This window comes from Streptomyces sp. NPDC014006 (genome assembly GCF_043088925.1).
In the GTDB taxonomy this organism is placed as follows: Bacteria; Actinomycetota; Actinomycetes; order Streptomycetales; family Streptomycetaceae; genus Streptomyces.
The window spans coordinates 1-12,097 of record NZ_JBICAJ010000038.1 but is presented as its reverse complement, the minus strand read 5'-3'; the positions used below and the strand labels follow the sequence as shown (position 1 = coordinate 12,097).

The window sequence follows — 12,097 nt, the reverse complement described above, 5'->3', positions numbered from 1 at the left end:
ACCTCAAAGGCTTCCGCGGCATTGCCACCAGATACGACAAGACCGCCACCTCATACGAGGCAGCGGTCAGTCTCGCGTCGCTGCTGCTCTGGGCATGATCCGTTTGAAGACGGACCCTAGCTAGCCCGCTCCACTGTCCCCCGGGCAGGACCGCGGGCAAGTTGCTGACTGGCTTCAGCTCATCCCTCCCCGCCAGTCTTCGGCCCGGCTACCGTGGTCCCATGGCAAAGGAGATCCGCATCGAGGTCGACGACGAGACATACGAAGAACTGCAGCGTCTCGCCGCTGACGGTCACGAGGAACCTGATCAGTACGCGAGCCGGCGGCTGGCAGCCGATCTAGCGCGCACCCGGTTCCTGGAGGGCAGTGCCCGCTTCATCAGCGCCCCCGGCATGCGCGAGGAGTTCGCCCGCCGGTTCGGACCGGGTCCCAGCTCCACGGCAGCATGAGGTTGGCTGCCCGCAATGGACCTCACAGTAGATCTCGCATGGCTGCTGGAGATCGCCCGCACGCAGCTGGGCGACCCTGATGTCACGGACTGGGGAGCCCTGGAAGCGGCACGGGCACGACACGCCTTCCGCGTCATGGGGGAACCCGTATACCTCCGCCCTCACCACCGAGCTGCGGCTCTTTTTCAGTCCCTGGTCCGAATCCCGGCTCTGGAACACAGCAACCAGTTCTTCGGCGCGGCAGTCGCTGTCGGCTACCTGACCGCCAGCGGCCTGCCCGTAAGGTTCACCGCCAAGGAAGCCGCAGACCTTGCCGAGCAGGTCGCTGCCCAGCCGATGGATATCCGCACCCTGGCCAATGCGCTCAAGGAGTGGACAGAACGAAGCTGAGCCCAAGGTCAGCCACGCTCCAAGTTCCGTGCGGTGGAGAAGCTGCTGATCAACACGGCCCCGCGAGCGCGGTCGTCGCCGCCCTCGCCGACGCCGTGTTCACCGCCGGTGCCGAAGCCGGAGAGCGCCACGGCGGCCGCCTGCCCGAGCCGATGCGCGCCGTCCTGGACGAAGCCGCCAACATCTGCAAGATCGCCGACTTGTACTCCCACCTGGGCTCGCGTGGCATCACCCCCGTGACGATCCTGCAGAGCTACCGCCAGGGCGTGAAGGCCTGGGGCGAGGTCGGCATGGACGCCATGTGGTCGGCCGCCACCAAGAAAATCATCGGTGTCGGACTGGACGACTGGAACTTCGCCCAGGGCGTCTCCACCCTCGTCGTCGCCCACTCCGTCCACCGCGGCTCCTACTCCAAGTCCAAGGAGGGCTACAGCTACAGCGTCGGCGAGCAACGCGAGCAGGTCCTGGACCCCGCCGAAGTCCGCGCCATGAAGCGGGGCACCGCCCTGCTGATGGCCACCGGCATGCCCGTCGCCCAGATCGCCCTGCGCCCCTAGTACGAGGAAGACGCCATGGCCCACATCGGCCCGCAGATGAAGGCCGAGGAGAGGGCCATCACCAAGCGCGCCGTCGCCGCCTACGACGAGAGGAAGGCAGCCCGCCGTGGCCGATGAACCCGACTTCGACGTCCCCGTCGGCCTGTTCCAGGACGTTGAGGACCTCAAGGCGACCGTGGCCCGCCTCACCGCCCTGGTCGAGACGCTGAGCCAGGGCGCCGGCGCGGAGCCCGGCGAGGCCTTCGCTGACGCGGCCGAGGACGGCGACGGCCTCGAGGAAGAGACGCAGCCCGAGGACGAGTGGCAGTACCCGCCGTTCATCCTCCTGCTCGACCCCCCGCAGTACGACGACGAGCTGCGCGCGCTGATCGAGTGGGTCGAGGGCGTCCTCGTCCCCGGCTACCTCGCCGAGCCGTCGGCCGACGCCCGCTGGTGCCACCTGTGGTGGGAACACCCCGTCGCCGTCGCCCGCCCGCCTGCTGGCTCAGCTGGCAGGAACTCACCGACCCCGCCACCTGCGGCTACACCGGTCCCAGCGTGTGGCACCGCGACCACCTCGACCCCTGCCTGCGCGAGCTGCGCGGCTCCAGCGGCCCCTTCGCCGGGTGCAGCAAGAACGTCCACCAGGTCGAGCACCGCATGCCCGGACTCGTACCCAGCGCCTGGCGCGGCGCCGGCGAGGAGCGTGCCTGATGCTTCTCGGCTACGAACCACGCGCGGTCTGGGCCGAGCTGCTGCGGACGATCCTTCGCATGGGCACGATCGGTCTCAGACCCCGCGCATGACGCGCTGGGTGGGGGCGGCGCTGGCCGCCCCCACCCAGCATCACGCCGCTAGAGTCTGCCGCTGGCCGCCTTCTGCGTTGCGCGGGATCTCGACAGTCATTACTTCAAGGAGGTCTCCTATGATCGGCGTGTTGAAGGGGACGGCCTGGTCCCCGCCCACCACGACCCAGAACGGCATCGCGTCGCGGGGGTAGAGGCGCGCGATGGCCATCAACCTCTGTGTCTCCTCTTCCTTGGTCGTGCAATTTTCCAGGTAGAAGTCGAGCAGTGACTCTCGGGCAGAGGAGCCGGTGAAGAACCCCAGTACCGCGGCGACGTCGCCGTCGTAGGGCATGCCGAAGACCTTGAGGAACGCGCCGTACCAGGGCTTGAGTGCCGCACCTGTGACGTTGCACGCGTCAAGAAAGGCGACGAACTGCCGGAAGTTCCTGGGCACCGTGCGGCCCTTGCAGATGGCGTGCGCTGTACTGCGAGGAAGCAGCCCCAAACTGTCGGCCTCCATGTCACGCATAGAGGGGCGGCCCGCCCGCGCCCATGCATCGCGCAGGGCACCACTCAGGTCGGCCTGATCCCTCACATACTGCGGCTTGGGCAGCACTGTGGAACGTCGAGCGTCGCGCCGCACGCTGCGCATCGCATCGCTGGCCGCATCGTGCGCCACCCTGGCGAAGTTCATGTTCTTCGCCTTCGTGGCCTCGTCGCACAAGGCGCTGCAGGCTTCGGTGTACGCCCGCACGACGTGCCACGTGGGAAGATCCATGCCGCCTGACGCGCGCTGGAGCTGCGAAGCCGAGTAGTGGGTACGGGCCGCCAAGTCTGCGAATGTCAGGTTCGCCTCGCGGCGCATCGAGCGCAGAATCTCAGCGAGCACCTTCAGGGCGTACACGGGCTGATCGACTGGCTTCTCCGGACGTCCCATGACGCCGCCCCTCAGTTGCCCGAGCCGGACGTGAGGGCGGCGCTCAGCAGCCGACGCAGCAGGCTGTGACCGCCTGGGCGGTTGTTGAATCCGGTGGCGAGCAGAACGCCGACGCTGGCGATGCCAGCGACGGTCAGGAGCATCACGATGTCCCGAACGCTCATGTGGGCAGTCAGTCGGAGGACGACGGCGGCGAAGAGGAAGCCGAGGATCACCAGCGCCTGAGGCATGCCGAACGCCGGCATGCTCGGGGTGCTGTGTGAGTCGTCGACCTGGCCGCGGTTGTGCATGGTCATGAAAGGTCCCTCAGTCTTTCCGGGGGGCGGCGGTCAGGGACCGCCGCCCCGCTGCTGGCGACTTCGGATCCGGGGGATCACGGGACGGCTTGGCGAGAGCCCGATGTGCGATCGAGGGATCCGGGAGGCTCTTGACGTATCCATGGGCCGATTGGCGTACGGCCGCTGGGAGTTGACGTTAGGAACCGCCAGCAGCAACGATCTCAGAGCTGGGCATGCGACCGCTAATGGCCGAGTAGTTAACCCGTTTTCCGTCCAGGTGATATCTGTCCAGCCGGATACCCCCCCACCTGCGGTGTTGCAGGCGTAGTGGGGGGTTGCCCCGCGTGCCGTCCCGGTTTGAGGCAGCGTCATTTAAATAAATCAGGTCCACAGTAGAAGCACTGCAGCGGAGTGGACGATGTTCACCTGACGCAGATCCCTCAGTTTGCTGCTGGCGCTTCACTCTGGGGACACACGGGTTGCGATTGGCGCGCGACCCACGCAGAACGGGCTGGTGACCTGCCGCTTGGCCGCGGCGGGGTCACCAGCCCGACCCATACGTTGCTTGTTATGCCTTCAATGTGTATTTGAGACCGGCACAGGCGTCCCGCGCCCCTCGTGCAGCCCCCTACGCCGTTGGCCTACTACCTACTGCGTCCCTGGCGGTGCTCGGGGCTGTCCGGCCCAGGACGAGGAGCTGTCCGGTCTGGGCTGGCGGAAGATCCAGGCGCGGGCTTGGAGCGGGTGGTGGTGCTGCGCGAACGCGCGGCCGCAGCGGAGGGACGCACCGGGCCGAGCTGTGCGCCGGCGGCTTGGGTGAGCAGTGGCCGCGCCTGCTTCTCGATCGCAGCCAAGCGGGCAGGCCACTCACCGCCCAGTTCCCGGCTGGCTTCACGCAGCCTCAGCTGGGTGGCGACGAAGCTGTCGCTCTCGGAGGCCGTCCAGGGACGGTCCCGTTCGGTCTGCAGGGTCTGCCGCAGGGCCGGGGGGGGGGCCGCCCAGGCCCCCGCGGCGTCCAGGGTGTTGCTGTAGCGGGGCTTGCTTTCGCCGCGCCGGTAGACGCTCGCCAGGTCGACCAGTGCAGCCTGGTCGACGCGGTCGGCCAGCTCAAGGATGCCGCGGTAGGACTCGTCTGCGTTCGCCTGGACGGTCAGCCGTCCCTGGCCGCGGTCGGCGAGCTGCTCGAAGTAGCGGTTGACGATGCCCTGGTTGCTCATGGCCTGCGGGACGCCCATGAACAGGCCCTCGATGCGCGCCCCCGCCTCACGGTAGGCGCGCATCTTGTCCTCCACGGCCGGGGCGTTCTGCGAGGTCAGGAGGCGAAAACGGTCCACCGCTCGGGTAGAGCTGAGTGCCGGCCCCCGGTTGGTTCAGTCCTGGTCGTTTCGGATGATGCCGCCTGGCACGTGCGGGTCGAATCGGCCGACGCGCATGGCCTCGATGCATTGCAGGACACGGCCGAAGGACGTCAGCCCGTACGTGATGTATCGCGTAGGCGAGTCCCCGGAGACGCTTTCACGCCCGATGGGAACGCCGCCCATAATTGCCCCGTATGGGTCACGCACCTCGTACTTGGGGTGAGCCCCGATCCACGCCCTCTCGGCGTCCGCCGCGAACTCGTGGGCCGACGTGCAGGTGTACTGGTCCCATCCCTCTACGGGCTTGGTCGGGTCGAGCGCGGCGATCTTGCGTACCTGTTCGATGCAGAGCTCATAGATGCGGGACAACTCCGCGTTCAGATCTTGGCTCATCAGGTTCCCCCTCTTCCTCGCCGGACCGTCCGGCGACTGGTGAACCCTGCCCGAGGTCGCAGCGGAACAGTCGCGTCGCCTCATCAATCCAGTGACCCGGGGGACGGAAACGGTCGAGGGCGGTCCCCATCGGATGGGGGCCGCCCTCGTTACCGGTCGGGTGCCGTCTACTTCAGCAACTCCGAGGCCGTCATGAAAACCATCGGCGGCATCGTGGTCGAGACCGTCGGCGAGATCGTGGTCGAGACCGTCGGCACGGGCTTGTCGATCTCGACCTTCTTCACGCCGTGCGAGATGTAGGCGCCGAAGGTGATCACCGCGACCGCCGCAGTGAGTGCAAGGACCAGTCGCTCGCCCTTGGTCATGCCCATGGGCTGAGCCGTTGGCGTGCTGGGGAGGGTCGGCTGGGACCACTGGTAGGCACCGACACCAACGAGAATTCCCATGATCGTCCATACGGCGGTGCCGAAGTCGAACGTGACCTGCACTGGCTGTGGCCCCTTAGTCGGGGGCGCCCGCTGTACGAGCGGCCCCTCTCCCTGGGCTCCGTCGAGCCCAGTCCCGCACCCTGTGTGCCGGTAGAAATACCAGTGGGCCGGAGCCCTCCTGTGTTAGTTAGGAGGACCCCGGCCCACTAGACCGGTCAGTTGTTCCTGTGTGGTGCCGGCTCCGTCTCCCGGGACGGCAATAGTGACGCGAGGGCAAGCGCGGCCAAGGTCATGGCCGAACGATGAGCCGACCGCGCGCTTCGCGGTGTCGGCGTCAAGAGCAGTAGAACTCGGTCGACCAAGTGCACGACGATGGACCAGAGCAGGATCACGTGCGAGGCGATCCACAAGGACACGCTCGCCCTGGGGTGATCTTCCATTTCCATATCTTGTTCTTCTCCTTCCGAGGCGGGCTGAGCAACCCACCCTCGGTGTGCACGGGACGCTGTCGAAACGTCCCGTGCGCCCGAGGGAACGGCTGCTACTGCTGCTCCGCCAGGGGTGAGACCCCCAAACGCGCTCGGACCGCAGGGCGCTTCAGCTTCTCCCGGGCCGCGAGCAACGACTGGCGGACGGCCCCCGGCGATACCGTGCCTCCCAGCGCCTCGCTGATCTCGCGGGAGTTCATGCCTTCTGCCTCCGTGAGCAGGAAGACCTTGTACTCCTGCTTGCTGAACTCCTTGCGCAGGAGCGGCAGCTTCTCCTTCAGGGACTCTTTGATCTCCTTGAGCACCACGAGGTCCTCGGGGGTGACCGAGTCCGTGGTGTCCAGGAGATGGATGTCGTCCCCGACGGGATACACGCGGGCCTGCTCCTCCGCGATCTTCTTGCGGTGCGCGCCCGCCTCATGCCTGATGATCTTGATCAGGTAGGTGAGCGGGTTGCCTGCGACGGGGCCACTGTTCTCCAGCTTGGTGAGAAAGCCCTTCGTGGCCGCCGCGAAGACGGGGTTCTCATGTTCGGCCGTCGCCAACGCGCGGGTGATACGGCGCAAGGACTTCTCGTTGGCCCTGACCTTCTCCCACTGCTTCCGCTCCTTTGGTGACAGCGAGGGCGACGGCTCGCCCAGGGTGTGGAGCTCCTGGTCGGGCTTTTTTCGCCAGCGCTTGGGTTCGCTCACTGCGGTTGTCCTTCACGGTCAAGGCCCCTGTCCGAGAGACGGGGGGACGGCAGAGCGCTCTTTCGCCCAAGTACAGGCACCTGGCCCCTCCGACTGTTTGGGTGACGTGCGTCACACGACCTCAATCCGTGGGTCGGGGGAGGCGAAAACGGCCGTCTGCGCCCCCTGTTGTCGTGATTGGATGTTCCAATCGATCTCCGTGGCAATCCCGTGATCAATCCAATGCGGCGTTCGGCATCTTTGCGCCTCCCCTTTTCGCCCCCATAGAGTGCTAGGGACGGCCGTTGGTGCCCTGCGGCCCGCTCGCTCTCGGAGGAGACTCGATCGTGGACCGGCTCTATATGCGGCATTCGACGGATAAGCAGACGAATCTGCGGCAGAAGCATCACTTGGAGCCCTACGTCGCCAGCGGGTCGCCGGTCTACGAGGACCCGGCCACCTCGAGCCGCCTGCACCCGCTGAAGCGGCCCGGGTTTCAGCGCTTGCTCGACGAGGCGGCAGTCGGCGACGTCGTACGTCTGGCGGACGCCGCGCGCCTCTTCCGTTCGGTCCAGGACGTGCTCGATGTCCGCGACGTCCTCCGGCGGCGCGGCCTGCATCTGCGCATTGCGTCCGGCGCCTGGTCCGGGATGGACCTCACCTCCGAGGACCCGATGACGAAGCTGTTCGTCACGATGCTCGCCGGGGTGCTCGAATTCCAGCGGGACATGATCAGTGAAAACACGAGGGACGGCGTCGCGGCTGCGCGGAACGCGGGCAAGGTCCTGGGCAGGCCATCCCGCCTCAGCTCCGATCAGGCTGCCGCCATCGTTGCCGCCTACCAGGAAGAGGGTGCTGCGGTGAAGGCCCTCGCCCGGGAGTACGACGTTGACCCCAAGGTCATCCGACGCGTACTCGACTCCGCCGGCGCCCGCGACGTGCCGAACGACCCAGTAGAGCTGCTGGGGGAGCTGGGCGGTGAGGAGAAGCCCGAGCCCGAGGCCTCCGCGCCTGCCGACCCGGTGGTGAGTATCGACGTGCCCGGCCTGCTCGCCGAACATCTGCAGGACGCGGCCGACGTAGTCGTACGGGACGCGCTGCGTGGCGGGCGGTCCATCCGGCGGGGCCAGGGCTACTCGCTGCGGGTGGCCGCACCGCTCAGCGTCCACCGGGCGGCCCTGGAGGCGTGTGCCGCTCTCGCCGCCGACGGGGCGGCACCGGCGGGGCGGAAGGCCTACCGGGTCTATGCCGACCGAGTCGGCGCCGCCCCAGGAGCTCGGGGGATGACCGCTGGGACGGCCCTGTCAGGGTAGGCGCTGACCGCCACTACGAGGGCCCTGACCGTCGCTGTTATCTAGCGTTATTGCATGCCTGCCCAGGTCAGGCTGGCGACATGGGTTCAGGCATATGAGGCATGTTCCCGTCCGGCCGGATCTGTGGCGCATAGGCCCGGCCGGAGGTCAGAGCGTGCCCAGCAGCGGCGCCTGGCCGCACGACGCACCGCACGAGAGGACCAGGAACGGTCACAGCCGGACCGCGGCGTAGTGCAGGTAGAACAGCGCCGGGATCACCACCACCGCTGCACCGACGGCGGTGAACGCGATCATCCCAAGCGGTGAGGCGGGATCGAGCTGCCGGAAGCGGCGCCATCCCCGCGAAAGCAGGGCGAACGCGACGGCGGAGGCGAGCCCAAGCAGGAAGACCCCGAAGGGGGTGGCCGGGTCGAACATGGAAGTGAGCTGTTCCAGGAGCCGGGTGCTGATGGCCCGGCCGGGGCCGGAGATGGCACCGCGCAGCACAGCATCGGTCAGGTTCAGGGGCGAACGGGACATGGGGACCTCCACGGGATCGTGATAGGCGGGTGGGCAGCCGGCCGGCTCGCTGTCCACGCTGGGGCCCCCGCAGAGATCGACTCCGAGTTGCGACAAACCATCCACTGAAGCGGACAATGGTGCTGTTCAGGGCCATACCGGATGCCGGGCCGGGGAAGGTAGTGCGATGAGTGGCGACACGGGAGGCGACCCGGCGCGACACAAGCGGTCCCGGGCGCTGGAGCAGGCACGAGTGGGATGGCCGCGTGCGCTTCGGGAACTGAAGGACCTGCTGTACGAGGTCTATCTGGCGGCAGGCGCCCCGAGCCTGGATGACATTGCTGCGGACATCGACAGTGCCGATGCCGAAGACCACGCGATCCTTGGGGCACCAAGCCGGGATACCGTCCGCCGCATCATCAGTGATCCGGTTCAACCGCCCAACCAGGCCGATGTGGTTTCCGTTGCCGTGGTGCTGGCCCGCGGGGCTGCGTGGGATGCCTCAGATCTGGCCGGGCGGGTGCGCGATCTGTGGGTCCAGGCCCGGATGGCGCAGGGCGTCGGGCTGCCGCTCGGCGAGTTCGACGACAGACGCGTCCTGGCTGACCTGGAAGTCCACCCGGCTCTGGATACCGGTAACTCCTGTGACCGGTTCGGGGTCCTGCCCGCCTACGTCCAGCGCGCGCACGATGAACGTCTGGCGGCGGTGGTCGACGCCGCGGAGACCGGGCGCAGCGGCATCGCGGTCCTGGTCGGCGGTTCCTCCACGGGCAAGACCCGCGCTCTGTGGGAGGCGGTCCGGGAGCTACCTGCCTCCTGGCGGTTGTGGCATCCCCTAAGCCCCGCCCGCCCGGATGCAGTGCTGGGTGACCTTGAGGACATTGCCCCGCGCACCGTGGTGTGGTTGAACGAGGCCCAGCTCTACCTCGGCCCGGACCAGCTTGGCGAGCAGGTCGCGGCGGGTGTGCGCAGCCTGCTGCACGACCAGTCGCGCGCCCCGGTGCTGGTGCTGGCCACCCTGTGGCCCGAGCACTGGGACGTCCTGACCATCCGCACCGACCCGGACCGGCACGCTCAGGCCCGAGAACTGCTACACGGGCACAAGATCGACGTACCGGAAGCCTTCACTCCTGAAGAACTGGCCGAGCTCGCTGACATCGCCGGCGATGATGCACGGCTCACCGAGGCCGCCGAACGCGCAGAAAACGCCCAAATCACCCAGTACCTGGCCGGGGTGCCCGCCCTACTCGATCGCTACGACGTATCCCGGAATGCCACCCGGGCCCTGATCCATGCTGCCATGGACGCCCGCCGTCTCGGTGCCGGCCCGCACGTCCCGCTGGACTGGCTGGCCGCCGCCGCCCCCGGCTACCTCACCGACGCCGAATACGACGCTCTCAATGACGACTGGCTTCCTCAAGCCCTCGCCTACGTCACCACACCCTGCAACGGCATCCGCGGCATCCTCACCCCCGTCAAAACCGGCGCCGCCCGCAACCAGCGCAACCGCCGACCCACCGGCGCGAACGCCGCCAGCACCGGGCGGTCCGCCCAGAACACGCCAGGACCCCACTATCAGTTGGCCGACTACCTCGACCAGCACGGCCGCCGCCACCGAAACGAGACCATCCCTCCCATCGACTTCTGGACCGCCGCCGCCAACCACGCCCACCCCTCCGACCTAACCGCACTCGGCAACGCTGCCTGGGCCCGCGGCCTATACCGCGACGCCGCCCAACTCCACAAAAACGCCACCACCCACAACGACCCCCGCGCCGCCCACTACCTCGTTGACCACCTGCACACCCTGCACCCCGCCGACCCGCGCCCCGCCCAATGGGCCGTCGAGCACGCCTCCCTCGACGACCCGTCCGCCGTCGGCGAGCTGCTACGGGTACTGCGGAAGGGTGGCGCGCACGAGCAAGTCACCGCCCTGCTGGCGCGCGACCCCGCCACGCACGCCGCCCTCGACAGCCCGAACGCGGCGGTTTGGCTGCTGGAGGAGTTGCGAGAGGCGGGGGCACAGGAGCAGATGAACACCCTGCTGGCTCGCGACCCCGCCACCCACGTCGTCCTCGACCACGCAGACGCGGTGGTCTGGCTGCTGAAGGCGTTGCGGGATTGGGGGGCACAGGAGCAGGCGGAGGTCCTGGCCGCACGGGCCGCCGCTCACGTACCTCTCGACCACCCGGACGAGGTGACCTTGCTGCTGTACGCGTTCCGGGTGGCGGGGGCACAGGAGCAGATAAACGCCCTGCTGGCCCGCGACCCCGCCACCCACGCGCCCCTCGACAACCCATGGGTGTTCCAGTTGCTGGAGGCGTTGCTGAAGGCGGGGGCACAGGAGCAGACGGAGGTTCTGGCCGCACGGGCCGCCGCCCACGTACCTCTCGACCACCCGGACGAGGTGGCCTTGCTGCTGTACGCGTTCCGGGAGGTGGGGGCACAGGAGCAGATGAACACTCTGCTGGCTCGCGACCCCGCCACCCACGTACCTCTCGACAATGACACGCACCTGCTCCCCCTCCTGCTGGGCTTGCTGCGGGTAGTGGAGGCACAGGAGCAGGCGGAGGTCCTGGCCGCACGGGCCGCCGCCCACGTACCCCTCGACAACCCAAACACGGTGTTCCAGTTGCTGGAGGAGTTGCGAGAGGCGGGGGCACAGGAGCAGGCGGAGGTCCTGGCCGCACGGGCCGCCGCCCACGTACCCCTTGACAGCCCGTACGCGGTGGCCAAGCTGCTGGAGGAGTTGTGGCTGGAGAGGGCACAGGAGCGGATGGACACTCTGGCGGCCCGTGGCCGCGCCACCCACGTACCCCTCGACGACGACACGGACCCGTTCGCCCGGCTGCTGTCCCGGTTGCGGGAGATGGGGACGCAGGAGCAGGCGGAGGCCCTAGCCGCGCAGGCCGCCGCTCACGTACCTCTCGACAACCCAGACGCGGTGGCCAAGCTACTGGAGGGGTTGCGTGAGGCGGGGGCACAGGAGCAGATGAATACCCTGCTGGGCCGCGACCCTGCCACCCACGCACCCCTCGACGACCCAGACGCGGTGGCCAAGCTGCTGGAGGCGTTGTGGAAGGCGGGGGCACAGGAGCAGATGAATACCCTGTTGGCCCGCGACCCTGCCACCCACGCACCCCTCGACCACCCTTTCGGCGTGATCCCGCTGCTGAAGGCCTTGCTGAAGGCGGGGGCAGAGGAGCAGTTGAGCGTCCTGGCCGCACGGGCCGCTGCTAACGCACCTCTCGACCACCCGTTCGAGGTGGTCCAGCTGCTGGAGGAGTTGCGGGAGGTAGGGGCACAGGAGCAGTTAAACGTCCTGACCGCACGGCTTCCCGCCCTAGGATTCTTCGAGCAATTCATTGGAGCTGAAGGCAACTTGGGGCAGTTCCGGTTCGGGCGTGAGCCCAATGGGAGTGCTGCCTCTCCATGGTCATGGGACGACCTGGAGTGATCCAGCCAGGGCTCCAGGACTAGGGTCCGTCTTCAAAGATCAGTGGGTGGTGGATCATGGTGGGGTGATACGTCGTCATGAACTCACCGATCAGGAGTGGAAGTTGCTCGCTC

The 12,097-nt window shown here is 67.9% G+C and carries 14 protein-coding genes; 6 read left to right on the top strand and 8 right to left on the bottom strand.

The window, feature by feature from the left end:
• The first annotated feature begins 221 nt into the window (after positions 1-221).
• From ACF1GV_RS42120 to ACF1GV_RS42110, 3 genes are all read left to right on the top strand, one after another.
• Positions 222-449, top strand: coding sequence for a hypothetical protein (locus ACF1GV_RS42120; RefSeq protein WP_391692406.1), 228 nt, complete (start codon positions 222-224; stop codon positions 447-449).
• A gap of 15 nt (positions 450-464) precedes the next feature.
• On the top strand, positions 465-839 hold the full coding sequence (locus ACF1GV_RS42115) for a fic family toxin-antitoxin system, toxin component (protein WP_391692404.1): 375 nt from the start codon (positions 465-467) through the stop codon (positions 837-839).
• Between the two features lie 95 nt (positions 840-934).
• Entirely contained in the window at positions 935-1,396 is a 462-nt protein-coding gene (locus tag ACF1GV_RS42110; protein WP_391692402.1) for a TraG/TraD/VirD4 family protein, read from the top strand.
• A 58-nt stretch (positions 1,397-1,454) separates the two neighbouring features.
• Here ACF1GV_RS42110 and ACF1GV_RS42105 read toward each other — a convergent pair whose 3' ends face one another.
• Positions 1,455-1,835, bottom strand: a complete 381-nt coding sequence (locus tag ACF1GV_RS42105) for a hypothetical protein (RefSeq protein WP_391692400.1) — start codon at positions 1,833-1,835, stop codon at positions 1,455-1,457.
• Positions 1,836-1,840: 5 nt separating this feature from the next.
• On the opposite strand from ACF1GV_RS42105, the gene ACF1GV_RS42100 reads away from it, so the two are divergent.
• Positions 1,841-2,089: a DUF4913 domain-containing protein gene (locus ACF1GV_RS42100; protein ID WP_391692398.1), complete on the top strand. Its 249-nt coding sequence runs from the start codon at positions 1,841-1,843 to the stop codon at positions 2,087-2,089.
• 132 nt (positions 2,090-2,221) lie between these two features.
• Here ACF1GV_RS42100 and ACF1GV_RS42095 read toward each other — a convergent pair whose 3' ends face one another.
• The 6 genes from ACF1GV_RS42095 to ACF1GV_RS42070 all read right to left on the bottom strand — a co-directional run bounded on the left by ACF1GV_RS42095 (position 2,222) and on the right by ACF1GV_RS42070 (position 6,737).
• Complete coding sequence (locus ACF1GV_RS42095; RefSeq protein WP_391692396.1) at positions 2,222-3,100, bottom strand: helix-turn-helix domain-containing protein; 879 nt, start codon at positions 3,098-3,100, stop codon at positions 2,222-2,224.
• An 11-nt stretch (positions 3,101-3,111) separates the two neighbouring features.
• Complete coding sequence (locus ACF1GV_RS42090) at positions 3,112-3,396, bottom strand: hypothetical protein (protein ID WP_391692394.1); 285 nt, start codon at positions 3,394-3,396, stop codon at positions 3,112-3,114.
• Between the two features lie 626 nt (positions 3,397-4,022).
• Positions 4,023-4,712, bottom strand: a complete 690-nt coding sequence (locus tag ACF1GV_RS42085) for a zeta toxin family protein (protein WP_391692392.1) — start codon at positions 4,710-4,712, stop codon at positions 4,023-4,025.
• A gap of 36 nt (positions 4,713-4,748) precedes the next feature.
• Positions 4,749-5,129 carry a hypothetical protein gene (locus ACF1GV_RS42080; protein WP_391692390.1) on the bottom strand — a complete coding sequence of 127 codons (381 nt, stop codon included), beginning with the start codon at positions 5,127-5,129 and terminating at the stop codon, positions 4,749-4,751.
• Between the two features lie 167 nt (positions 5,130-5,296).
• The gene (locus tag ACF1GV_RS42075; RefSeq protein ID WP_391692388.1) at positions 5,297-5,617 is read right to left on the bottom strand and encodes a hypothetical protein; all 321 of its coding nucleotides are present in this window, start codon (positions 5,615-5,617) and stop codon (positions 5,297-5,299) included.
• 481 nt (positions 5,618-6,098) lie between these two features.
• Positions 6,099-6,737, bottom strand: coding sequence for an RNA polymerase sigma factor (locus tag ACF1GV_RS42070; protein WP_391692386.1), 639 nt, complete (start codon positions 6,735-6,737; stop codon positions 6,099-6,101).
• Positions 6,738-7,063: 326 nt separating this feature from the next.
• Between ACF1GV_RS42070 and ACF1GV_RS42065 the strand changes: the two genes are divergently transcribed.
• Positions 7,064-8,029, top strand: coding sequence for a recombinase family protein (locus tag ACF1GV_RS42065; protein WP_391692384.1), 966 nt, complete (start codon positions 7,064-7,066; stop codon positions 8,027-8,029).
• A 210-nt stretch (positions 8,030-8,239) separates the two neighbouring features.
• On the opposite strand, the gene ACF1GV_RS42060 is transcribed toward ACF1GV_RS42065, so the two are convergent.
• Positions 8,240-8,548, bottom strand: a complete 309-nt coding sequence (locus ACF1GV_RS42060) for a hypothetical protein (RefSeq protein ID WP_391692382.1) — start codon at positions 8,546-8,548, stop codon at positions 8,240-8,242.
• Positions 8,549-8,714: 166 nt separating this feature from the next.
• Here ACF1GV_RS42060 and ACF1GV_RS42055 point away from each other — a divergent pair, with 166 nt between their 5' ends.
• A complete protein-coding gene (locus ACF1GV_RS42055; RefSeq protein ID WP_391692380.1) occupies positions 8,715-11,984 on the top strand; it encodes a hypothetical protein in 3,270 nt (1,089 codons plus the stop codon).
• Positions 11,985-12,097 lie beyond the last annotated feature (113 nt).

Bases quoted from the DNA above. Each gene is read 5' to 3' on its own strand.
- ACF1GV_RS42090 (WP_391692394.1), bottom strand. From the start codon at position 3,396: ATGACCATGCACAACCGCGGCCAGGTCGACGACTCACACAGCACCCCG.
- ACF1GV_RS42080 (WP_391692390.1), bottom strand. From the start codon at position 5,129: ATGAGCCAAGATCTGAACGCGGAGTTGTCCCGCATCTATGAGCTCTGC.
- ACF1GV_RS42115 (WP_391692404.1), top strand. From the start codon at position 465: ATGGACCTCACAGTAGATCTCGCATGGCTGCTGGAGATCGCCCGCACG.
- ACF1GV_RS42095 (WP_391692396.1), bottom strand. From the start codon at position 3,100: ATGGGACGTCCGGAGAAGCCAGTCGATCAGCCCGTGTACGCCCTGAAG.
- ACF1GV_RS42055 (WP_391692380.1), top strand. From the start codon at position 8,715: ATGAGTGGCGACACGGGAGGCGACCCGGCGCGACACAAGCGGTCCCGG.
- ACF1GV_RS42060 (WP_391692382.1), bottom strand. From the start codon at position 8,548: ATGTCCCGTTCGCCCCTGAACCTGACCGATGCTGTGCTGCGCGGTGCC.
- ACF1GV_RS42120 (WP_391692406.1), top strand. From the start codon at position 222: ATGGCAAAGGAGATCCGCATCGAGGTCGACGACGAGACATACGAAGAA.